Below are 22,630 nucleotides of genomic sequence, written 5' to 3' on the forward strand. Positions count from 1 at the left end.
TGCTCCGGGACACAAGAGCCCGGTCCGGGCCCGTCCCCGCACGCATCCGATCCGACGACCCGCGGGAACACGGCCATGAACATCCTCCGAATGACGACCCGCCACGCGGACGGCCACGCGCTGGTCACGGTGGCGGGCGAGCTGGACATCACCACCCGGCCAGAGCTCTGCGCCCGCGTGGAGCACATCCTCGGCACCCGCCCCGGCACGCTGGTGCTCGATCTCGGCGCGGTCACCTTCATCGACGCCCGCGGGCTGAGCGCCCTCGTCGTCCTGCGGCGCCACGCGGTCGAGATGGGCACGAGCCTGCTGCTGGCCCGCGTCTCGCCTCCCGTCCGCTCGATCCTCGGGATGACCGGCCTGAGCGAATCCTTCCCCGTGTCGGCGGAGGCCGCGGCCGTACGGTCCGCCTTCGCCCGCCCGGAGCCGGGCGAAGGCGGACCGTACGGCCGCGGGGACGCGGACGGGGACTTCGCCCGATCGGGCTTGCCACCGGCGGCCGGCGGGCACAGTTTGGAATCGTGAAAAAGCTCATCAACGGCGCAGGCTCGGTCGTCGCGGACGCGCTGCGCGGGATCGCCGCCGCGCACCCCGGCCTCCGGGTGGACGCCGAGAACCGCATCGTGGTCCGCGCCGGAGGGCCGAGCCCCGGCAAGGTCGGGCTGGTCTCCGGCGGGGGCTCCGGGCACGAGCCGCTGCACGCCGGTTTCGTCGGGTACGGCATGCTCGACGCGGCCTGCCCGGGGGAGGTCTTCACCTCCCCGGTCCCCGACCAGGTCATCGCGGCCAGCGCCGCCGTCCACGGCGGGGCCGGAGTGCTGCACGTCGTGAAGAACTACACCGGGGACGTCCTCAACTTCCAGCTGGCGGCCGAGCTCTGCGCCGAGGAGGGCATGGAGGTGACGAGCGTGCTCGTGGACGACGACGTCGCGGTGCGCGACTCGCTCCACACGGCGGGCCGCCGGGGCACCGGGGCCACGGTCTTCGTGGAGAAGATCGCCGGAGCGCTGGCCGAGACCGGCGCGCCGCTGGCCGAGGTGGCGCGGGTGGCCCGGGAGGTCAACACCCGCAGCCGCTCCTTCGGCGTCGCGCTGAGCGCCTGCACCACCCCGGCCTCGGGCAAGCCCACCTTCGAGCTGAGCGAGGCCGAGGTCGAGCTCGGCATCGGCATCCACGGTGAGCCCGGCCGCGCCCGCGCCCCCATGCGCGACGCCCGCGAGCTGACCGGTGTCGCGCTCGACGCGATCCACGAGGACCTGCCGCTCTCCGGCGACGTCCTGGTCATGGTGAACGGCATGGGCGGCACTCCGCTCATCGAGCTCTACGTCGCCTTCGCCGAGGTCGCCGGGCATCTGGCGGAACGGGGCGCGCGGGTGGCGCGCAGCCTCGTCGGCGACTACGTCACCAGCCTCGACATGCAGGGTTTCTCGGTCACGGTCTGCCTGCTGACCGACGAGCTCACCCGGCTCTGGGACGCCCCCGTCGAGACCCCGGCCCTGCGCTGGGGCCGCTGAGGTGGGCGCGCGGCTGCTCACCTCGGCGTTCTTCGGCGCGTGGATCGAGGAGGCCGCCCGGTCCGTCCGCGCCGAGCGGGACGAGCTCACCCGGCTCGACGCCGCGATCGGCGACGCCGACCACGGGACCAACCTCGACCGGGGGTTCACCGAGGCGGTGCGGGCCCTGGGCGACAGACGTCCCGCCACCCCGGGAGCGGTTCTGGTCCTGGTGGGCAGCACGCTCATCCGCAAGGTCGGCGGGGCCTCCGGGCCGCTGTACGGCACGGCGTTCCGCGAAGCGGGCAAGGCGCTGGGCGAGGCCCCGGAGGTGTCCCCGGCCGATCTCGCGGCGGCGCTGGCGGCCGGGGTGGCGGGGGTGCGGAGGCTGGGATCCGCCGCCGAGGGCGACAAGACCATGGTGGACGCGCTGGCCCCGGCGGCCGAGGCACTGACCGCGGCGCTGGCCGGGGCCGTACGGGAAGGGCCGGGAGCCGACGGAGCACCGGAGGCGGGAACACCGGCGGTCGGCCGGGACGGGCACCCGAGTGCACCAGAGGACGGCCGGGACGGGCACCCGGGTGCACCGGTGGACGGTCCCGCGGGGGCGGCGGGTCCCGACGGCCGGGGACTCGCCGCCGCGCTGGCGGCCGCGGCCGAGGCGGCCAGGGCCGGAGCGGAGGCGACGATCCCGATGCCGGCGCGCAAGGGCCGGGCCAGCTACCTCGGCCCGCGCAGCGTCGGCCACCAGGACCCCGGCGCGACCTCGGCCGCGCTCATCCTCCGGGCGCTGCACACCGTGGCGGCCCGGTGGTAGGCATCGTCCTGGTCTCCCACAGCGGCCCGCTCGCCGCCGAGGCGGCGGCGCTGGCGGCGGGGGTCTGCGGGATGGAGGTCCCGCTGGAGGCGGCCGGGGGCACCGAGGACGGCGGCCTGGGCACCAGCCCGGACCTCGTCGCGGCGGCGATCGAGCGAGCGGACCGGGGCGACGGGGTGGTCCTCATCCCCGACCTGGGCGGCGCGGCGCTGACCGCCCGCCTCTTCGAGGGGCCGGAGGTGGCGGTCGCCGACGTCCCGTTCGTGGAGGGCGCGATCTCCGCCGCCGTCACGGCGAGCGCGGGCGGCTCGCTGGAGGCCGTCCTCGCGGCGGCCGAGGAGGCCCGGCACTTCCGCAAGCTCTGACCCGCCGTCCCGTCCGGCCCGCCGTGAAGGCAATATCCGACCACAAAACCCCCATAAAGGAATCGCGGTCACATCCCACTACTTGTAGCGGAAATACACGAACAGGCGACCGTGGTTCTTGGCGTCCTTGTCGATGCGGTGATAGAGAGCCTTGATCTCTTTCTGCTCCAGGAAGCGCAGGACTTTCTTCTTCAGCTGGCCCGAGCCCTTTCCGGGAATGATCTCGACCTCGGTGGCCCGTTTCCTGATGGCCTCGTCGATGATCCCTCGAAGCGCCTTGTCGATCTCTCCGCCCCGGTTGTAGATCGGGTGCAGATCCAGCTTGAGCTTCAAACAGGCCTCCCGCGCATCATGTGCGATCAGTCTACGCGGACGCCGCCGGGACGCACCTCCTTGATCGTCTCACCTGCCGCGGACGCCCGGACGTGCACCCGGCCCCGCGGTCGGGCTCCGGCCGCCCGCCTGCTCATCAACCGAGTTCGCCATAGCCCGTGATTTGACTAATTCTCCCGGCATTTGTGTCAACTTCTTGAGCTAGGCGGAAAAATCACCCGCAGTTAGAGTCCCTGTCATGATCGGCCTCTCTGCCGGGCGGCCGGTCGCTTCGTCACCCCGCGGGGAGGGCCGGGGCCCTCCTCAGCGTGCCTCCACCGGGGCGGCGGGGCAGCCCTCGCGCCTTCCTGGACGGATCCCCACAGGGAGGTCTCGTGTCAAGGAAGTCCCGGTTAGCCAGCACGAAGCGCGTGGCGATGCTCGCCGCGGGCGTCGGGCTCGTCGTGGCGATGGCACCGCCACCGGCGAGCGCCACCCTCACCCCCGCTCCTCCGACCCCCACGCCGTCCGCCAAGAAGTGGACGGCCACCCCGCTCACCGGCGGCCAGCTCGTCCAGGGCGCGAAGTCGCCCACGGGCAAGCTGGCCCGCAGCGACGAGAAGCTGCTGAAGTCCACCTCCGCCGAGGTGGTGGACGTGATGGTCAAACTCGACTACGACTCCCTCGCCGCCTACCGGGGCGGGCTCGAAGGGCTGCCGGCGACGAGCCCGTCCAAGACCGGAAAGGCCCTCAACGTCAAGAGCGCCGAGGCCAGAAGGTACGGCCAGCACATCGAGAAGATCGAGAACACCTTCCTCGGCGAACTGGAGCGGCGCGTGCCCGGGGCCCGTGCCGGGCAGCGGCTGCGCACCGTCTACGGCGGCATGGCGCTGCGCATCCCGGCCAACAAGGCCGCCGAGGTGCTGAAGCTGCCGGGTGTGGCCGCCGTCCAGGCCGACCGGCGCGAGCAGATGCTCACCGACTCCAGCCCGGCCTTCATCGGGGCTCCCGCCATCTACGGCAAGCTCGGCGGCAGCGCCTCCTCCGGCAAGGGCGTCATCGTGGGCATCCTGGACTCCGGCGCCTGGCCCGAGCACCCCCAGTTCGCCGACCCGGGAACCCTTCCCGACGCGCCGCCGACCCGGGACGGGACCCCCCGCGTCTGCGACTTCGGCGACAACCCGCTGACCCCGGCCGCCGACCCGTTCCCCTGCAACGACAAGCTGATCGGCGGAGCGCCGTTCCTGGAGACCTACAACGCCGTCATCGGCGGCGAGGTGTATCCCGACAGCGCCCGCGACTCCAACGGCCACGGCACGCACACCGCGACCACCTCGGCCGGCGGCCCGGTGCCCGACGCCAACCCGCTGGGCATCAGCCGCGGCCCGATCCACGGCATCGCCCCGGCCGCGCACGTGTCGATCTACAAGGTCTGCGGCCTGCAGGGCTGCTTCAACTCCGACTCGGTCCAGGCGGTCGGCCGGGCCATCCTCGACGGCGTGCAGGTGATCAACTTCTCGATCTCCGGCGGCACCTCGCCCTACACCGACCCGGTCGAACTGGCCTTCCTCGACGCCTACGCGGCCGGTGTGCTGGTGTCGGCCTCGGCCGGCAACGCCGGTCCCGGCGCGGGCACGGTCAACCACGTCAGCCCGTGGGTGACCACCGTGGCGGCCTCCACGCAGACCAGGACGTTCCAGTCGACGATCACGCTGGCCGGGTCCGGCGGCGCCGCGGCCACGCTGAAGGGCGCCTCCATCACGGCGGGCGTCGCCTCGCCGCTGCCGGTGGTGCTCGCGTCGGCTCCGCCGTACTCGAACGCGCTGTGCACGACCCCGGCACCCCCGGGTCTGTTCACCGGGAAGATCGTCGCCTGTGAGCGCGGGCCCGGCCGGGTGCTCAAGAGCTTCAACGTACGGCAGGGCGGCGCGGCCGGGATGATCCTCTACAACACCACGCCGCTGGACGTGATGACCGACAACCACTGGATCCCCACCGTCCACATCGACAAGCCGGAGACCGACGCCCTGCTCGCCTTCCTGTCCGCCAACCCGGGCGCGACGGCCTCGTTCACCCAGGGGACCAAGACCACCTGGCAGGGTGACGCGATCACCACCTTCTCCTCGCGCGGGCCCGGCGGGGACTTCCTCAAGCCGGACGTCACCGCGCCCGGCCTGCACATCCTGGCCGGGCACACCCCGACCCTGGAGGACGCGGCCGGCGGGCCTCCGGGCAACCTGTACCAGGCGATCGCGGGCACCTCGATGTCGGCGCCGCACGTCGCGGGCTCCGCGGCGCTGCTGTTCGCGCTGCACCCCGGCTGGACGCCCGGCCAGGTGAAGTCCGCACTGGAGACCACGGCCAAGACCTCGGTCACCAAGCAGGACCGCGTCACCCCCGCCGACCCGTTCGACACCGGCGGCGGCCGGATCGACCTGACCAAGGCGGGCGACCCGGGCCTGACCCTCGACGAGACCGCGGCGAACTTCACCGCCTCGGCCGCCGACCCGATGAACCGCATCGACCTGAACCTGCCGTCGGTGAACGCCCCCACCATGCCGGGACTGATCACGGCCAAGCGGACGGTCACCAACGTCACGAACCGGACGCTCACCTACGCCGCCTCCGGTACCACCGTGGCGGGCGCGAACATCGCGGTGCTCCCGCCGCTGTTCACCGTCAAGCCGGGCAAGAGCGTCAAGCTCACCGTGGTGATCACCGCTCCGGAGCTGCCCGACGGGCAGTACTTCGGCCAGGTGAACCTGCGGCAGGTCGGCGGCGGCCGGCACCTGCACCTGCCGGTGGCGTTCTTCCGCAAGGAGGGCGAGGTCCCGGTCGAGCAGACCTGCGAGCCGTCCACCATCGCCCGCAACACCGGCGAGTCGACCTGCACGGTCACGGTGAGCAACACCACCATGCAAGACGCCGAGGTGACGGCGGTCAGCACGCTCGACTCCCGGCTCCGGCTGAACGGCGTGACCGGCGCCACGCAGGTCGGCTCCCAGATCGCCACCGCGCGGACCACCCTGACGGCCAGGCAGCCGGACCGGCCGGGCATCGCCCCGGGCACCGGGCCGGCGCCGTACCTGCCGCTCGACGACTTCGGGGTCGCCCCGACGCCGATCGGTGACGAGCAGGCGCTGAACCTCACCGTTCCCGCGTTCACGTTCGCCGGGAAGACGTACACCAGGATCGGCGTCGTCTCCAACGGTTACACGGTCGCCGGCGGCACCACGGACGCGTCCGACATCGAGGTCACGCCGCAGACCCTGCCCGACCCGGCACGGCCCAACGGGGTGCTCGCCCCCTACTGGACCGACCTGGACGGCACCGGCGCCCCCGGCGTGTTCGCCACGATCCTGACCGACGGCGTCAGCGACTGGCTGGTGGTCGAATGGCGGCTCAACGTCTTCGGCACCTCCGACCTGAAGGTCTTCCAGCAGTGGATCGGGCTGAACGGGACCGAGGACATCACCTACACCTACGACCCCGCCAACCTGCCCGGCGAGCCGCCGGCCGGGTACGGCCTGACGGTCGGCGCCGAGAACGACGAGGGCACCGCCGGCGCCCAGATCAGCGGCCCGCCCACCCAGGACCTGCGGGTGACCAGCACGCCCGGCGCGCCCGGCGGCACCCTGACCTACACGATGAAGGTCAGGGGCGTCTCCCCCGGTGCCGGGACGGTGACGACGAGCACGTCGACACCGCAGGTCAAGGGCCTCACCATCGAGGTCGACCGGATCACCGTGCAGTAGCGGTCACCGTGCGGCGGTGACCGCCGCACGGTGGCGCAGCGGCGCCCCGGGGGCCGGGTCCGTCCCGGTCCCCGGGGCGCCGTCGCGCGTACGGCCCCGGGTCAGAACGGCGCAGATGGCCGGCAGGTCAGCGGTGCAGGTGGCCGACGGGTCAGCGGTGCAGGTGGCCGACGGGTCAGCGGTGCAGGTGGCCGACGGGTCAGCGGTGCAGGTAGTCGACCAGGGAGGCCTTCTCGGTCTCCAGGGTCTCGATGGAGCTCTTGACGACGTCGCCGATGCTGACGAGGCCCACCATGCGGCCCTCGGCCACGACGGGGACGTGCCGGATGCGGCGGTTGGTCATGGCCTGGCGCAGGTCGTCGACGTTGGCGGTCGGCGGGCAGGTGTGGACCTCGGTCGTCATGATGGAGGAGACCGGGGAGCCCAGCACCTCGGCGCCGCGGTCGTTGAGCCTGCGCACCACGTCGCGCTCGGAGACGATGCCCGCGATCGAGGAGCCGTCCTCCGAGACGACGACCGCGCCGATGTTGTGCTCCGCCAGCACGGTCAGGAGCTCGGTGACCGTGGCGTCGGGACGGACGGTCGCCACGTGCGGTCCCTTGCTCTGCAGGATCGTCCCGATAAGCATGGATATCACCTCGGTTCAGCCCAGCTCAGGTGTACTCGGTAGTTTGCCCCGCCGGAACTCCGCCTAAGCGCCCCCGGCGGCAAACCTCAGTTGACCGGCAGGAGCCGGACCGCGTCAAGGGCCAGGGTGAGTTCGACGATGTCCAGCGGGCGGGCCAGGGAGCGCCCGGTGAGTTGCTCGATCCTGCGGATGCGGTTGAAGACGGTGTTGCGGTGGCAGTAGAGCTGCCCGGCGGCGCGCACCGCCGAGCCCTCGCAGCGCAGCCACGCCTCCAGCGTGCCCAGCAGCACCTCGCGGTCGGCCTGGTCCAGGGCCAGGATCGGCCGGAGCACGGCGGCGCTGAGGTGGCCGGCCAGCTCGGGCTGGCTGACCACCAGGGCGGCGGGGAGCCGGTCCTCCAGGCGGGCGATCTCGGGTCCCTCCCCCGCGCAGGTCCGCAGCGCCAGCTCGGCGAGCCTGCGGGCGCGGCCCAGCTCGGCCAGGCCCTCGACCACCGGGCTGATCCCGGCCGATCCGGTGACGTGCGGGCGCAGGGCGTCGGTCAGCTCCTCCACCTCGTCCTCGTGGAGCAGGACCACCGCCACCTCGTAGTCGGGGCGCATCCGCCACAGCAGCCGCATCGTGCCCAGGCTCGCCGGACGCGCCTGCTCGCCGGTCTGGCCGCCGCGGCCGGGCAGCCGGGTCGTGACGACCGCGTAGCGGCCGAGCTCGGGCAGGTCCAGCGCGGCGGCGGCGCTGCGGACCAGGGCGGCGTCGGCCCGGTCCTCCAGGAGGGCGTCCAGCAGCGACTGGACGCGCTCAGCGGTACGGCCGAACAACTCCGCCTCCCGCTTGCGATAGGCGTCGGCGGCGGCGACGGCCTGCCGGTCGACGGCGTGCCAGACCTTGGTGGCACTGCGGATGAGCAGCGGGAGGCTGTCGGGCTCCTCCTCGGAGATGACGCCGACCAGTCCATCCCACATCACGTGGGCGGAGATGCGGTAGCTGCGCAGCAGCGAGTCCATCGGCAGCCCCTGCTCGGCGCGGAGCCGCGCGGTCTTCTCCGCCTGCTGCACGTCCCGCCGCTCCGGCGGGGCGACCAGGATCGCGCCGATGCCCTCCCGCATGGCCTCGTAGACGCTCTGCCAGTGGTCGTCGGTGGGCACCATCCGGCGGTAGGCCTCGTCGGTGTCCCGCGTCCTGGCCACGAGCTCGTCGGTGAGCTCGGGAAGCCGGCGCAGCAGCCTCCCGGCGGCCAGGCGCATGATCCTGCGGACCTCGTCGTCGTCGGCTGTGCGGATCCCCATCTGGCAATGGTGTCAGGCGCCCACCGAGCGGAACAAGGTTCTGTTTCGTTTCGTGACCCCGGGTTGTGCTGGAGCACAACCCGCACCGCTTCCCCGTGGGCACGAGTCCCGACTTCACCCGGCCCTCTGGACTGGCGTGGACCACCTGGGTTGGGTGCGTTCATCGGTTGTCAGGAGGCATACATGAACGTCCACGACCCCGGACCGCCCGGAGACTCCGGGCTGACGGTCAGGGATCTGGCGGTGAGCTACGGCCCCGTGACGGCCCTGCGCGGGATCTCCCTCGAGGTTCCGCGCGGTTCCGTCGTCACGGTGCTCGGCGGCAACGGCGCGGGCAAGTCCACGCTGCTGCGCGCCATATCCGGCACGCTCCGCTTCCACCGGGGCGGGATCACAGCCGGTGAGATCGGCTTCGGCCGGGCGCGGCTGTCCGGCGCGGCCACCTCCGCCGTCGTCGCGCACGGCGTCGTCCAGGTCCCCGAGGGCCGCAAGATCTTCGCGCGGATGACCGTGGAGGAGAACCTGCGGGCCGGGGCCCTCGGGGCGCGGGACCGCCGGTCCGCTTCCGAGTCCAGGGAGCGCGTGCTCACGCTCTTCCCGGTGCTCGCCGAGCGGGCCCGGCAGCGGGCGGGCCTGCTGTCCGGCGGTGAGCAGCAGATGCTCGCCATCGGCCGCGCGCTGATGGCCCGGCCGAAGCTGCTCCTGCTCGACGAGCCCACCCTCGGCCTGGCCCCGATGATGGCGGCCCGGATCGCCGACACCGTACGGGAGATCAACGCCCAGGGCACGACGGTGCTGCTGGTGGAGCAGAACGCCGCGCTGGCGCTGTCGCTGGCCTCCCACGCGTACGTGCTGGAGGTCGGCGAGGTCGTGCTGTCCGGTCCCGCGGCCGAACTGGCCGAGAGCGACGAGGTACGGCGCCGCTACCTGGGGATCGGGGACGACCGCGACGAGGCCCCGCTGGCCGGTGCCGCCCCGGCGCGTCCGGCGCTGTCGAGGTGGTCGGCGTGATGAGCCATCGGGGAGGTTCGGCATGAGTGATACATACCAACCGGACGGTACGGAGGATGTCCCCGCCGCGGCGGTCCCCCCGGCCGAGGCGATCCCCGCGCTGGAGGTGCGGGACGTCACCGTGCGCTTCGCCGGTCTGACCGCGCTCGACTCGGTCAGCTTCACCGTCGCGCCCGGCAGCGTGCACGCGGTCATCGGCCCGAACGGCGCGGGCAAGTCGACCTGCTTCAACGTCCTGTCCGGCGTCTACCGGGCCACCTCGGGCAGCGTGCGGTTCGGTACGGCCGAGCTGACGGCCCTGCCGCCGCACCGCATCGCCGCCCTGGGCATGGCGCGCACCTTCCAGAACATCGCCCTCTCACCGCACCTGTCGGTGCGCGACAACCTGATGCTCGGGCGCCACCGGCTGACCCGCGCCGGGTTCCTGTCGGCGGGGCTGCGGCTGCCGTCGGCCCGGCGCGAGGCCGCCCGGCACGGCGAGCGGGTGGCGGAGATCGCCGCCTTCGTCGGCCTCACCGGCCACCTGGCGACGCCGGTCGGGCTGCTCCCGTACGGCGTGCAGAAGCGCATCGAGCTGGCCCGGGCCCTGTGCATGGAGCCCAGGCTGCTGATGCTCGACGAGCCGGTGGCCGGGATGAACGGCGGCGAGCGGCGCGAGATGGCCGAGTTGATCGTCGCCGTCCGGGAGAGCCTCGGCATCTCGATCCTGCTGGTCGAGCACGACATGGGGATGGTCATGCGGCTCGCCGACGCGGTGACGGTCCTGGACTTCGGCAAGCGCATCGCGGACGGGCCTCCCGAGCTGGTGCAGAACGACCCCGAGGTCATCCGGGCGTACCTGGGTGCGACGAGCGAGACCGAGGAGGCCTCCACGTGATCACTTTCATCGAGCTCCTGGTGAACGGGATCTCCATCGGAGCGGTGTACGCGCTGATCGCCCTGGGGTTCGTCGTCATCTTCAAGGCGACCGAGGTGGTCAACTTCGCCCACGCCTCGCTGCTGCTGGTCGGCGGCTTCATCATCGCCAAGACGCACGAGTCCGTCGGCTTCTGGCCCGCCCTGCTGCTCGGCCTGGCCGGGGCGGCGGTCCTGGGGGCCCTGATCGAGTTCCTGGTCATCCGCCGGGCGAACGTCGTCAACCACAGCGTCCTGGCGATCGTGACGATCGGCGTGGACATCGTGCTGACCACGGAGCTGACCCGGCAGATCGGCACCGAGGTCCTCGCCCTCGGCGACCCCTGGGGCAGCCAGGTGCTGCACCTGGGAGCGGTCAACATCCCGCTGGCCCGGATCGCCGCCCTGCTCGCCGCGAGCGCCGTGATCGCCGCGTTCCTGCTCGCGTTCAAGTACACCAACTGGGGCGTGGCGATGCGCGCCACCGCGGAGGACGCCGAGACCGCCGCCCTGATGGGCGTGCGGCGCGGCCGGGTCTCGATGGGGGCCTGGGCGGTCGCCGGGGCGCTGGCCGCGCTCGCCGCGCTGTTCATGTGCATCTTCCCCACGCCCGGACTGGACCGCACCGTGACGGCCACCGCCATGAAGGCCTTCCCCGCCGCGATCCTCGGCGGACTGGACTCCACCACCGGAGCCCTGGCCGGCGGGCTCATCATCGGGGTCACCGAGTCGCTGGTCAGCGGCTACCAGGGGGAGCTGGTCTTCCTGGGCCGGGGGCTCGGCGACGTCGCGCCGTTCCTCGTAATGATCATCGTCCTGCTCATCCGCCCCGCGGGGCTGTTCGGGACAAGGGAGCTGGCCCGTGTCTAAGAGCACCCTCCTGTGGTCGGTCGCGCTCGCCGCGGCGGCCGTCGTCATCCCGTTCTACCTGGACGCCTCCTGGCTGCAGGACGGTCTGTTCGCGATGGCCGCGGCGATCGGCGCGATCGGCCTCAACCTGCTGACCGGGGCCACCGGGCAGCTGTCCATGGGCCACGCGTTCTTCCTGGCGGTCGGCGCCTTCGGCTACGTCTACTTCGCCTCCGTCCCGGCAGAGGGCGGCCACGCCGCCCTCGACGGCCTGGGCCTGCCCACCCCGGTGGCGGCCGTCCTCGCGGTGCTGCTGGCGGGCGCCGCGGGCGGCCTGTTCAGCCCCATCGCGGCCCGCCTGAAGGGCGCCTACCTCGGCATCGCCACCCTGGCGCTGATCTTCATCGGCCACTTCGTGATGTCCAACGCCACGCCCGTGACCGGCGGCCACAACGGCCGGCCGGTGCCGCCCCTGGAGGTGTTCGGATTCGTCTTCGCCGACACCCCGGACGCCCCCCTGGTGATCGCCGGGGTGCCGTTCGGCGCGCTGGAGCGGCTCTGGTTCCTCGGAGTCGTCCTGCTGCTCGGCGCGGGCCTGTTCGCCCGCGGGGTGCTGCGGGGCCGTCCGGGAAGGGCCATGAACACCATCCGCGACCACGAGATCGCGGCCGGGGTGATGGGCGTGCCGGTGGCCCGCTACCGCGCGGGCGTGTTCGTCCTGTCGTCCATGTACGGCGGGCTGGCCGGGGTGCTGATCGCCCTGGTCTTCCAGCAGACCGTGCCGGACTACTTCGGCCTCCTGCTCGCCCTCTCCTACCTCGCGATGATCATCATCGGCGGGCTCGGCTCGGTGGCCGGGGCGGTGATCGGCGCGGTCTTCGTCTCGATGCTGCCGCGGCTGCTCACCCGCTACAGCGACGCCCTGCCGCTGATCGTCCAGCCCGGCCAGGAGGGGGTCGGGGCCGCCGAGGCCGCCCAGATCCTGTACGGCCTCGCCGTCGTCGTGGTCGTGCTCTTCCTGCCCGGCGGGCTCCTCGGCCTCGTCACCCAGTTACGCCTCCGTACCGGCCGCCGGATCGCATCCGCGCCCGCGGCGAAGCACTCCCTCACCCCCACCCCCGAGACAAGGAACTGAAGCTGACCATGGCAACCTCACGAACCTCCCGGCGGATCGCGGCACTGGCCCTGCTGGCCCTGGCCGCCACCGCGTGCGCCAGCGAGAAGGCCACCGGGGGCGGCGGCGAGGCCGCGGCCTCCGGCGACGGGGTGAAGACCGGTCCCGGCGTCACCGCCGACACCATCTCGATCGGCATGATGACCGACCTGACCGGCCCCTACGCCTCCTTCGGCAAGAGCCTGACCAACGCCCAGCAGCTCTACTTCCAGCAGGTCAACGCGGCCGGCGGCGTGTGCGGCCGGCAGCTCGAGGCCGTCGTGCGCGACCACGGCTACGACGTGCAGAAGGCCGTCGCCGCCTACACCGAGATCGGGCCGAAGGTGGTGGCGATGGCCCACGTCGTGGGCTCGCCCATGGTCAACGCGGTCAAGCAGCGCATCGAGGCCGACAAGATGCTCACCATCCCGCAGGCCTGGGCCACCACCCTGCTGGGCAGCGAGCCCATCCAGGTCACCGCCACCACCTACGACATCGACATGATCAACGGTGTGGACTTCCTGGCGAAGGAGAAGGGCATCAAGTCCGGGGACAAGATCGGGCACCTGTACTTCGAGGGCGACTACGGCGAGAGCGCGCTCAACGGCTCGAAGTTCGCCGCCGAGAAGCTCGGCCTGGAGCTCGTGGAGCAGAAGATCAAGGCGACGGACCAGGACATGACCGCGCAGGTCGCCGCGTTCAAGAAGGCGGGCGTCAAGGCCGTGCTGGTCTCGGTCGGCCCCCGGCAGACCGCCTCCCTCGTCGGCGTCTCCCTGGCCGGGGGCATGGACATCCCGTTCGTCGGCAGCAACTCGGCCTACTCCCCGCAGCTGCTGCCCACCCCGGCGGGCCCCGCCCTGCTCAAGGACTTCTACTACATGACCGGCGGCGCCCCGATCGGCTCGGACCTGCCCGCGCTGAAGAAGCTCGCCGACGACTACAAGGCGAAGTACCCCAACGAGGCCATCGACAGCGGCGTCGCGGCCGGGTACACCGCCGCGGGAATCGTCGTCGACGCCCTCAAGAAGGCCTGCGAGAGCAAGGACCTGACCCGGGCCGGAGTGGTCGCCGCGCACCGCAGCCAGAGCTCCTGGGGCCAGGAGTACGGCGGGACCATGGACTTCACCGTGTTCGACAAGCCCGCGTCGCTGCGCTCCTACGTCGCCAAGCCGGACAAGGACGCCCTGGGCGGCGCGGTCGTCTTCAAGGACGCCTCCGAGTCCGACCTGGTCAAGGAGTACCAGGTCCCGGTGGGCTGACCCGCCGCGGACCGACCCCCACGAGCCGGTCTCCATGGGACCGATCCCTACGAGCCGGCCTCCATGGGGGCTGATCCTCTCCTCGCCGTACGGCCCGTGCCCGCCTCCCTCTCCCGCGGGCGCGGGCCGTGCGTTTTCCTCCTCTTTCCCACTCCCACCTGCCGGAGTGTGTCTGCCCTGACAAGTTGCGACCTGGGCCTCATACCTTTTCCTCAAATTCCCGAGGAAGCATCGACTTACTGGACTACCCGTCAGTAAGGTGGCTCATCCATGGTCGGAGGAGCGGATTCCGAGGTGGTCATGGCAGAGCGGACGGCGGTCTGATGACGGACGGCGGGCGGGACATGGTCACCGGTTACGTCGTCCGCAGAACCACCGGCGCGCTCGGCCGGATCGGCGACATGTCGGTCATCACCATTGAAGGATTCCGCCGCACCTGGGATGTCAGGACCTGGTTCTGGGAGTTCATCCATCAATGCTGGTTCCTGGCCCGCGTCACCAGCCTGCCCGTGCTCCTCGTCTCACTGCCCCTCGGCGCCACCGTCGCACTCCAGGTGGGCGAGCTGGCCTGGCAGCTCGGCGCGTCCTCGGCCACCGGCGGCGCCGTCGTCGTCGGCCTGGTCCGCGAGGTCGCCCCGATGGCCTCCGCCCTGCTCATCGCCGGGGCCGGCGGATCGGCGATGACCTCCGACATCGGCGCCCGCAACATCCGCGACGAGCTGGCGGCCATGGAGGTCATGGCGGTCAACCCCATCCACCGCCTGGTCACCCCCCGCCTCTGGGCGGCGAGCACGGTGGCGGTGCTGCTGGTCCCGCTGGTCATCGTCTCGGGGGCGGCCGGCGGATACTTCTTCAACGTCATCATCCAGGGCGTCACCCCCGGCGCCTACTTCGACGGCGCGCTCTCCCTGCTGGTCACCAGCGACCTGCTGGTCACTCTGCTGAAAGCATGGATCTTCGGCTTCATCGCCGCGATCATGGCCTGCTACTTCGGCATGACCTGCCAGACCAGCCCGGTCGGCGTGGGGCGCGCGGTGAACCAGTCCACGGTCGTCACCTTCGTGCTGGTGTTCGCCGTCAACTACGTGATCACGATGATCTACTTCCTGGCCTACCCGCCGAGGGCGCTGTGATGGCCGCGGTCCCCGGAGCCCGCACCGTGGGCCAGCGGACGTACGGCGCGCTCCGCGACGGGGCCGAACGGCTGGCCTCGCTCTCCGACTGGCCACTCTTCCTGTGGAAGGTGATCTTCTACTCGGTCCGGGACATCATCCTGCGGGCCAAGTTCACCAAGGTCGTGCTCCGCCAGGTCAGCGACGTCGTGGTGGGCGTCGGCGCGACCGTCATCGGCGGCGGCATGGTCTTCGTGGCGTTCACGATGGCCTTCGCCGTCGGCGCCACCGTCGGGCTCCAGGGCTACCAGGGCCTGCAGGCGATCGGAGCGGAGTCGTTCATCGGCCTGGTGGGCAGCTTCGCCAACGTCCGGGAGATCACCCCGATCATCGCCGCCGTGGCACTGGCCGCCCAGGTCGGGTCGTCCTTCACCGCGGAGCTGGGCGCGATGCGGATCTCCGAGGAGATCGACGCGCTGGAGGTGATGGGCATCAACGCCTTCACCTACCTGATCTGCACCCGGGTGGTGGCCGCGCTGGTCGCGCTGATCCCGGTCTACCTGATCGCGCTGTTCGCCAGCTTCTTCGCCACCCGGCTGATGTGCACGGTCCTGTTCGGCATGGCGCCGGGCGTCTACGACTACTACTTCTACCTCGGCCTGCCGGTGATAGACATCGTCTACAGCGTGATCAAGGTGGTCGTCTTCGCGTTCGCCGTGATCAGCATCCACTGCCACTACGGGTTCAACGCCACCGGCGGCCCGGTCGGCGTGGGCGTCGCGGCCGGGCGGGCGATCCGCCAGTCGATCGTCACCGTGATCATCCTCAACCTGCTGCTGTCCTACCTGTTCTGGGGCGAGGGCAGCGGCGTGAAGCTGACGGGGTGAGCGGCGATGGCCCGCGGTGAGACCCCGCTCCCGATCCGGCTGGCGATCTCCCTGGCCGTGATCGCCGCCGTCGTCGCGGCCCTGCTGGTCATCATCCGGAACACGGCGAGCGAGAGCGGCACCCGCCTGTCGGCCGCCTTCAGCCACGCCGGGCAGGGGCTGGACCCGAACTCCCCCGTCAAGATCCGCGGCATCACGGTGGGCGGGGTCGGCTCGGTGACCCTGAACCCCTCGGGCCAGGCCGTGGTGACGATGTACCTCGACCCCGGGGTCAGGGTGCCCGAGAGCGTCACCGCCTCGATCGAGCCGACCTCGGTGTTCGGGCCCAAGTTCGTCAACCTGATCCCCGGCGCGGGCGAGGCCGCCGGGCCGTACCTCGGCGACGGGGCCGTCATCACCAGGACCCAGGCGCCGGTGGACCTGTCGGACTCCCTCGGTGAGGCCTACGAGGGCCTGGGCGCCGTGGATCCGCAGGACATCACCACGATCGTGCACACCCTGGGCCGCGGCCTGGACGGCAAGGGCCCGCAGATCCGCGAGATCGTCGACGGCAGCGGGAAGATCGTCGAGGTCGCGCACCGCCACCGCGACGCCTTCCAGCGGTTCATCGGCGACGCGGCGGCGCTCAGCGGCAGCCTCGCCGACAAGGGCGACGAGATCGTGGGGATCTCCTCCGACGTCAACGTGCTCACCCCCGGCCTGCTGGAGCGCGCCGACAAGATACGGGCGCTGCTGCGGGAGTTCGACGAGCTGTCCAGCCTGAGCGCGTACGGCCTGCGCGAGCACCGCCGCAACCTGAAGGCCGCGGTGAACTCCGGGGAGCGCGCGGCCTCCCTGATCTACGCGCAGCTCGGCCTGGCGGGCGACGGGACGCGGGGGCTGAACCAGATCCTCGTCGTGCTGAACGACCTGATCGCGGGCCAGGGCCCCGGCGACGCCAACCAGCTCAAGATGGCGGCCTTCGTCGCGACCGACGTCTGTGAGCTCTTCGTCGGCGCCTGCGCCTCCGCGAACGGCAGGTGAGGGGATGGCCCGGTCGAGAGAGCAGATCCAGCGCCGCTGGACGCTGGGCAAGTTCGGCCTGTTCTTCGCGGTGACGGTCACCCTGATCGTCCTGATCGGCGCGCAGATCGCCCGGGTGGGCGTGGGCGACACCTACACCCTCGTCGCGACCTTCGACGACGTCGCCGGGCTCCACGAGGGCGACCAGGTGAAGATCGCCGGAGCGCCGGTCGGGCAGGTCGACACGATCGAGGTGGTCAACGGCAGGGCCGAGGTCACCCTGAGCGTGCAGACCTCGGTGCGGGTGCCCTCCGACTCCTCCGCCTCGGTCCGCTGGCGCAACACGATCGGCCAGCGGGTGATCTACCTGGAGCCCGGCACCGCCGGGGACATGCTGGCCGACGGCGCCCGGGTGCGGCGGACCAGCTCGGTGGTGGACATCGGCGAGCTGGTCAGCGACCTGGGCCCGCTCACCCGGAGCCTGGACCCCGAGCAGATCAACCAGCTGCTCACCGCCGCGGGCGAGGCACTGGACGGCAACCAGGAGAACATCCCGGAGCTGGTGGAGAACCTCGACGTCCTGACCACCTCCGTCGCCGAGCGCAAGGAGATCATCCAGGGGCTGCTGGAGGACTACGCCACGGTGACCGACGTGGTCGCCCGGAGGGACCGGCAGATCTCCCGGCTGGTGGACAACCTGGTCGCGCTGACCGGCGCGTTCGCCCGCAACCGCAAGCTGGTCGACGAGGCCCTGGTGGAGCTGTCCACCACGGTGCGGGTCAACAACCGGGTGCTGGGCGAGAACTCCGAGGAGTTCGGCCGACTGGTCGACCACATGACCCGGCTCACCGGCGGCGTCCGGCGCAACATCTCCGACATCGAGAAGGTGCTCAACACGCTCGGCCCGCCCCTGCAGCGCTCGTACCAGGTGACCGGCCGGGGCCACTTCGTCACCACGGCGGTGCCCTGCGTGGCGCTGGGCCCGCTGCCCTGCCCCTATCCGATGGACACCCCCCCGCCGCTGCGCAACGGCACGAAGCTCACCAGCACGGGGGACCTGCGGCGAGTGCTGGTGGGGCCCTGATGGCGATCAAGTCGTTCCGTGACCGCAACAAGCTCGTCGTCGGCCTGGTGTCGCTGGCGACGCTCGTCACCGTGCTGGTCGTCACCTTCCTGGTCGGCAACCTGGGGCTGCTGGAGGGCGGCTACACGATGTCGGCGGTCCTGCCGGACTCGGCGGGGCTGCGCACGGGCAACGACGTGCGGGTGGCGGGCGTGCCCGTGGGCAAGGTCACCGAGGTCGAGGCCGACTACGCCAAGGGGCACGTCGTGGTGACCTGGAAGGTCGACGACGGGATCAGGCTCGGCCCGCAGACCCGCGCCGAGATCACCCTCTCCAACCTGCTGGGCGGCCGCTACATCAGGCTCACCGGGCCGGTCGTCCGGCCCTACATGGACGAGCTGCCCGAGGAGCGGCGGCGGATCCCGATGGAGCGGACCAGTACCCCGACGCTGGTCACCGACGCGCTCAAGGACGCCACCCGGCTGCTGGACCGGCTCGACACCGACGCGGCCGACAGGCTGCTGCGGGAGCTGTCGGAGCTGGAACCCGCCCCCCAGGGCCGGGTCACCCGGCTGCTGGACAACATCGGCGAGCTGTCGGAGATCATCAGTGAGAGCGAGCCCGAACTGCGGAGGCTCCTGGACAACGGCAACAAGATCATCGACGTGCTGGAGGCCAAGGACGAGCAGATCGGCCAGCTGATCGACTCGATCGAGATCATGCTCGACGAGCTGCGGCTCCGGCGGGACGAGCTGAAGACCTTCCTCGGTGACGGCAGCGACCTCGTCAACAGCATCTCCGACCTGGTCACCGAGCACGAGAAGAACCTGATCGCGGTGGTGGACGACGTGACCGCGATCAGCAACCGCCTCGACTCCACCAGCAGGAAGGGCCTCAACACAGTTCTGACCTGGGTCGGCCCCACCTTCTCCGGCCTGGCCACCACGGGCGGGGAGGGGCCGTGGGTCGACGCCATCGCCGTCGGTCTCGGTCCCATCAATCCCGAGGTGCTCGGCGCCATCCGCAGGGACAGGAGGGACCGGTGAGACCAGTGATCCGTCCGGCGCTTCCGGCGCGTCCGGTCCGGCACGGCCCGGCGCGTCCGGTCCGGCGCGGCCCGGCGCGTCCGGTCCGGCGCGGGCGGCGCGCGCTCGTCTCGATCCTGCTCACGGGGGTGCTGCTGGCTGTGACGGGGGGCTGCTCGCTGCTGCCGGGCGGGCCGGCGCCGTACCGGCTGACCGCCTACTTCGCCGCCGCGCCCTCCCTGTACGAGCAGGCCAAGGTGAAGGTGATGGGCCTGGACGCGGGGACGGTGGAGAAGCTCACCGTCGAGGGGAACCGGGTCCGCGCCGACCTCGTCGTGGACGGGGGGATCCCGCTGCCCGCGGACGTGCAGGCGATCGTCGCCCCGCAGAACACCCTGGGCGAGCGGAACGTGGTGCTCCATCCGCCGTGGAAGCCGGGCATGCCGCTGATCGAGCCGGGTGCGGTGATCCCGCTGGAGCGGACCGACCTGCCCGTGGAGATCGACGACGCGCTGGAGGCGTTCACCAAGCTCACCGACGCCCTCGACACCGACGCGATGGGCGAGGTCGCCGGCGACCTGGCCGACAGCGTCCGCGGCCGGGGCGAGCAGATCAACGAGGCGCTGGAGGACACGGCCGCGCTGACCCGGACCCTCGCCGGGCAGGACGAGCAGCTGATCGACCTGGCCGAGAACCTGAACAAGATCGCCACCAACCTCAACGAGCGTGAGCGTCAGGTCAAGACCACCATCGACGCCTTCGCCGAGGCCAGCGCCACCCTGGCCGACGAGCGGGAGCGCATGCGGCGTTTCGTCACCGGCCTGGCCGAGTTCGTCCAGCGGGGTGACGTGCTGGTCGAGGCCTACCAGGTGAGGCTGCCCCGGGGCGTGACCAACCTCGCCGAACTGGTGATCACCCTGAAGGTGAACAGCGAGTCGGCCGCCGACGCCATCGCCGGGACCCGCACGTTCGTCGACAACATGGTCATGTCCTGGGACCGGGAACAGCACGTGCTCAAGTTCCGGCTGGTCCTCAACGCCATGACCCGCGCCTGGCTGACCCCGCTCTTCGACGCGCTCGGCCTGGGCGAGGTGCCGTGCCTCCCGGGTGAGCTGAGCAACTGCCCCTGGCAGCGGGGAAGGAGGTGAGCGGAGTGCGCGAAGTGGTCGGCGCAGCGCAGCAAGCCGCCCGCGAAGCGAACGGAGCTCACCGAGTGACCCATGGGCAGGCGGAGGTGAGCGGAGTGCGCGAAGTGGTCGGCGCAGCGCAGCAAGCCGCCCGCGAAGCGAACGGAGCTCACCGAGTGACCCATGGGCAGGCGGAGGTGAGCGGGTGAGCGGGGTGACGCGGTGGGGGAAGGCGGTGACGGGGCTGGCCGCGCTCTCGATGGTCGCGGCGTGCAGCCTGCAGACCTTCGGCGCGGCGTCCGGGGACCTCACCCTTGAGGCGACCTTCGACGACGTGCAGAGCCTGGTGGCCGGGCACAGCGTGCAGATCGCCGACGTGCGGGTGGGCAGCGTCACCGGTATCCGGCTGGAGGGGTACCGGGCGAGGGTCACCATGTCCATCGAGGACGGCCACCGGGTGCCCGAGGGCACCTCCGCGACGGTCGCCAAGACGTCGATCCTGGGTGAGAACTACGTCGAGCTGACGCTGCCTCCGGGCAGGGACATGACGACCGGGCCGTTCATGGCGGACGGCGCGACGATCTCGCAGACGTCGGTCGAGCCGGACATCGAGCAGGTCACCCAGCGGGCGGGGCCGTTGATCGACGCGCTCGGCGCCCAGGACGTGAACGCCATCCTGGACGCGGCGGCGACCGGCATCGGCGGCAAGGGCGAGGATCTCAACCGGCTGATACGGCAGACCACCGAGGTCGTCTCCGCCTACGCCGAATCCCGCCGGGATCTGACCCGGACCATCGACAGCCTGGCGGAGCTGGGCGACGATCTGGCCGAGGGCAGTGAGGAGCTGGACAAGCTGCCCGGCAGCGTCGAGGCCGCCACCGCCCGCCTCAACCACGGCCGCAAGCACGTCAAGAAGACATTGAGGGAGCTGACCGCCCTGGCGCGCGAGGTCAACGCCACCGTCTATCCCCGGCACGAGGCCCGCCTGCGCGAGCTCCTGCGCGAGCTCGACGCGGTCTCCACCTCGATGGTGCGCGGCAAGGAGGACCTGAAGATCCTGATCAGCCGGTTGCAGCGGTTCATCGACATGCCGCCGATCGTGGTCAACGGCCAGCTGCTGACCTACGTCTGGCTCAAGGGCATCCTGCTGCCCAGGCCGAAGCAGGAGGACAGACCCAAGCTGCCCAACTCCGTGGACGACTTCCGTCTGCTGCTGGAGCCGCCGCGATGAGGAACCGCATCTGGATCAACCTCGGCTTCTTCGCGATCCTCGGCGTCGTGATGACCGTGTGGGCGTTCACCAGCATCATCAAACTGGACATCATCGAGAGGCCGTACCGGATCAACGCGGAGTTCGTCTCCTCGCCCGGCCTGGTGCGCGGCTTCGACGTGGCCTACCTCGGCGTGCGGATCGGCCGGATCGACGGGGTGACGCTGGCCCCCGGCAAGATCGTGGTGGCGTTGAGCATCGACCGCGAGGTACGGATCCCCCGGGGGGTCACCGCCGAGGTGCGCCGCAAGTCCGCGATCGGCGAGCCGTACGTGGAGATCTCCCCGCCGAAGGACGGCGCCGGGGGCGCCGTCATGCCGCCCGGTTCCACGATCCCGCTGGCCAGCACGTCGGTCCCGCTCGACTACCGCAGGCTGTTCGACGGGGTCGGCAAACTGCTGAACGCGGTGCCGCCGGAGGACGCCCGGACCATCGTGAGTGAGCTGGCGGCGGGCCTGGACGGCCGTACGACGTCGATCCGGGAGATCGTGGACAACGCCCACGGCCTGACCGCCACACTCGCCGAGAACACCGAGTTGCTGGACGATCTGTCGGTGAACCTGACGCGGCTGACCGGCACGCTCGCCGGCAAGCGGGAGGAGCTCTCGGCGGGCGTGACGGACCTGGCGGGTGTGACCCGGTCGATCCGGAACTCGCGCAAGCAGCTGTACACCTTCCTCGACCAGGGGCCGGGGTTCTTCCGCCAGGTGGACCACCTGCTCAACGTCGCGCGTCCCGGGCTGTCCTGCACGCTGACGGCCGCCGGGATGCGGCAGGGCGTGGTGTTCACCCCGCGTAACCAGGCGCACGTCAATCACCTGTTGCGGACCGTGCCCACCACCCAGGCGCTGCTGGCCGACACGACCGAGAGGCACGCCGGCGGCCTGTACGGCAGGGTCACGTTCATCTTCAGCGTCCCGGGCGGGCCCAAGGTGGCGCAGGAGTACCGTGGACCGCTGGCCCCGCCGGGCACGCCCCGGCTCCGTTCCTGTCCCAAGGGCGCCCCGGTCCCGGAGGACAGGCGGACCGACGATGACCCGGACACCGGCCCCCATCCCGAGGGGACGGAGGTGACGGACGGCGTGCCGGAGGAGCCGTCCGCGGCGCCGGGGGAGAGCGGCGGCCCGCTGGAGACCGAGGGCCCGGGGACCGGGGACTCGCCGGGACCCACCGCGGCCGAGGGCGCCGACGCGAACACCGGTTCCGCCTCACAGGACATGACCCCCTTCATCGCCGCGATCTTCCTCGCCGTCGTCGTCTCCGGCGGCGTGCTCGGCTGGATCCTCGTCGGCCGGGCCTCCCGCCGCCGTGAACAGGAGTGA

Annotated in this window: 21 protein-coding genes; 18 read left to right on the top strand and 3 right to left on the bottom strand. The window is 71.6% G+C overall.

Annotated elements, in window-relative coordinates; translation table 11 throughout:
• The first annotated feature begins 90 nt into the window (after window positions 1-90).
• The 4 genes from IEZ08_RS03235 to IEZ08_RS03250 are packed head-to-tail and all read left to right on the top strand — an operon-like array spanning window position 91 to window position 2,675.
• Window positions 91-525 carry an STAS domain-containing protein gene (locus tag IEZ08_RS03235; RefSeq protein ID WP_068922816.1) on the top strand — a complete coding sequence of 145 codons (435 nt, stop codon included), beginning with the start codon at window positions 91-93 and terminating at the stop codon, window positions 523-525.
• A complete protein-coding gene (gene dhaK, locus IEZ08_RS03240) occupies window positions 522-1,514 on the top strand; it encodes a dihydroxyacetone kinase subunit DhaK (protein ID WP_068922815.1) in 993 nt (330 codons plus the stop codon). Before IEZ08_RS03235 ends, dhaK begins: the two co-directional genes overlap by 4 nt.
• Window position 1,515: 1 nt before the next feature.
• Window positions 1,516-2,310: a dihydroxyacetone kinase subunit DhaL gene (dhaL, locus tag IEZ08_RS03245; RefSeq protein WP_189241623.1), complete on the top strand. Its 795-nt coding sequence runs from the start codon at window positions 1,516-1,518 to the stop codon at window positions 2,308-2,310.
• Window positions 2,304-2,675, top strand: a complete 372-nt coding sequence (locus IEZ08_RS03250) for a PTS-dependent dihydroxyacetone kinase phosphotransferase subunit DhaM (protein WP_189241624.1) — start codon at window positions 2,304-2,306, stop codon at window positions 2,673-2,675. The genes dhaL and IEZ08_RS03250 overlap by 7 nt, the downstream gene beginning before the upstream one ends.
• Window positions 2,676-2,753: 78 nt before the next feature.
• On the opposite strand, the gene IEZ08_RS03255 is transcribed toward IEZ08_RS03250, so the two are convergent.
• Window positions 2,754-3,008, bottom strand: coding sequence for a Smr/MutS family protein (locus IEZ08_RS03255; protein ID WP_068922814.1), 255 nt, complete (start codon window positions 3,006-3,008; stop codon window positions 2,754-2,756).
• Between the two features lie 416 nt (window positions 3,009-3,424).
• Here IEZ08_RS03255 and IEZ08_RS40490 point away from each other — a divergent pair, with 416 nt between their 5' ends.
• Complete coding sequence (locus IEZ08_RS40490) at window positions 3,425-6,742, top strand: S8 family serine peptidase (protein ID WP_068922813.1); 3,318 nt, start codon at window positions 3,425-3,427, stop codon at window positions 6,740-6,742.
• A gap of 199 nt (window positions 6,743-6,941) precedes the next feature.
• Here IEZ08_RS40490 and IEZ08_RS03265 read toward each other — a convergent pair whose 3' ends face one another.
• Together IEZ08_RS03265 and IEZ08_RS03270 are read right to left on the bottom strand one after the other, a co-directional pair.
• Entirely contained in the window at window positions 6,942-7,370 is a 429-nt protein-coding gene (locus IEZ08_RS03265; RefSeq protein ID WP_068922812.1) for a CBS domain-containing protein, read from the bottom strand.
• A gap of 86 nt (window positions 7,371-7,456) precedes the next feature.
• Window positions 7,457-8,656 (bottom strand): PucR family transcriptional regulator, encoded by a 1,200-nt coding sequence (locus IEZ08_RS03270; protein WP_068922811.1) that lies wholly within the window; start codon window positions 8,654-8,656, stop codon window positions 7,457-7,459.
• A 183-nt stretch (window positions 8,657-8,839) separates the two neighbouring features.
• On the opposite strand from IEZ08_RS03270, the gene IEZ08_RS03275 reads away from it, so the two are divergent.
• The 13 genes from IEZ08_RS03275 to IEZ08_RS03335 all read left to right on the top strand — a co-directional run bounded on the left by IEZ08_RS03275 (window position 8,840) and on the right by IEZ08_RS03335 (window position 22,630).
• On the top strand, window positions 8,840-9,667 hold the full coding sequence (locus tag IEZ08_RS03275; protein WP_068922810.1) for an ABC transporter ATP-binding protein: 828 nt from the start codon (window positions 8,840-8,842) through the stop codon (window positions 9,665-9,667).
• 22 nt (window positions 9,668-9,689) lie between these two features.
• Window positions 9,690-10,544 (top strand): ABC transporter ATP-binding protein, encoded by an 855-nt coding sequence (locus IEZ08_RS03280; protein ID WP_084779960.1) that lies wholly within the window; start codon window positions 9,690-9,692, stop codon window positions 10,542-10,544.
• On the top strand, window positions 10,541-11,431 hold the full coding sequence (locus IEZ08_RS03285) for a branched-chain amino acid ABC transporter permease (protein WP_068922809.1): 891 nt from the start codon (window positions 10,541-10,543) through the stop codon (window positions 11,429-11,431). The genes IEZ08_RS03280 and IEZ08_RS03285 overlap by 4 nt, the downstream gene beginning before the upstream one ends.
• Complete coding sequence (locus IEZ08_RS03290) at window positions 11,424-12,545, top strand: branched-chain amino acid ABC transporter permease (protein ID WP_229802884.1); 1,122 nt, start codon at window positions 11,424-11,426, stop codon at window positions 12,543-12,545. The genes IEZ08_RS03285 and IEZ08_RS03290 overlap by 8 nt, the downstream gene beginning before the upstream one ends.
• Before the next feature lie 8 nt (window positions 12,546-12,553).
• On the top strand, window positions 12,554-13,822 hold the full coding sequence (locus tag IEZ08_RS03295) for an ABC transporter substrate-binding protein (RefSeq protein WP_068922807.1): 1,269 nt from the start codon (window positions 12,554-12,556) through the stop codon (window positions 13,820-13,822).
• Window positions 13,823-14,145: 323 nt separating this feature from the next.
• Window positions 14,146-14,955, top strand: a complete 810-nt coding sequence (locus IEZ08_RS03300) for an MlaE family ABC transporter permease (RefSeq protein ID WP_084779959.1) — start codon at window positions 14,146-14,148, stop codon at window positions 14,953-14,955.
• Window positions 14,955-15,821 (top strand): ABC transporter permease, encoded by an 867-nt coding sequence (locus IEZ08_RS03305; RefSeq protein ID WP_068922806.1) that lies wholly within the window; start codon window positions 14,955-14,957, stop codon window positions 15,819-15,821. Before IEZ08_RS03300 ends, IEZ08_RS03305 begins: the two co-directional genes overlap by 1 nt.
• Before the next feature lie 6 nt (window positions 15,822-15,827).
• Window positions 15,828-16,844 carry an MCE family protein gene (locus IEZ08_RS03310; protein ID WP_189241625.1) on the top strand — a complete coding sequence of 339 codons (1,017 nt, stop codon included), beginning with the start codon at window positions 15,828-15,830 and terminating at the stop codon, window positions 16,842-16,844.
• Between the two features lie 4 nt (window positions 16,845-16,848).
• Complete coding sequence (locus tag IEZ08_RS03315) at window positions 16,849-17,907, top strand: MCE family protein (protein WP_068922804.1); 1,059 nt, start codon at window positions 16,849-16,851, stop codon at window positions 17,905-17,907.
• On the top strand, window positions 17,907-18,932 hold the full coding sequence (locus IEZ08_RS03320; protein ID WP_189241626.1) for an MCE family protein: 1,026 nt from the start codon (window positions 17,907-17,909) through the stop codon (window positions 18,930-18,932). The genes IEZ08_RS03315 and IEZ08_RS03320 overlap by 1 nt, the downstream gene beginning before the upstream one ends.
• On the top strand, window positions 18,929-20,059 hold the full coding sequence (locus IEZ08_RS03325) for an MCE family protein (RefSeq protein WP_229802885.1): 1,131 nt from the start codon (window positions 18,929-18,931) through the stop codon (window positions 20,057-20,059). Before IEZ08_RS03320 ends, IEZ08_RS03325 begins: the two co-directional genes overlap by 4 nt.
• A 184-nt stretch (window positions 20,060-20,243) precedes the next feature.
• On the top strand, window positions 20,244-21,269 hold the full coding sequence (locus tag IEZ08_RS03330) for an MCE family protein (RefSeq protein ID WP_229802886.1): 1,026 nt from the start codon (window positions 20,244-20,246) through the stop codon (window positions 21,267-21,269).
• On the top strand, window positions 21,266-22,630 hold the full coding sequence (locus IEZ08_RS03335; protein ID WP_189241627.1) for an MCE family protein: 1,365 nt from the start codon (window positions 21,266-21,268) through the stop codon (window positions 22,628-22,630). The genes IEZ08_RS03330 and IEZ08_RS03335 overlap by 4 nt, the downstream gene beginning before the upstream one ends.

The sequence above is a fragment of the Planobispora rosea genome (genome assembly GCF_014648175.1).
Lineage (GTDB): Bacteria > Actinomycetota > Actinomycetes > Streptosporangiales > Streptosporangiaceae > Planobispora > Planobispora rosea.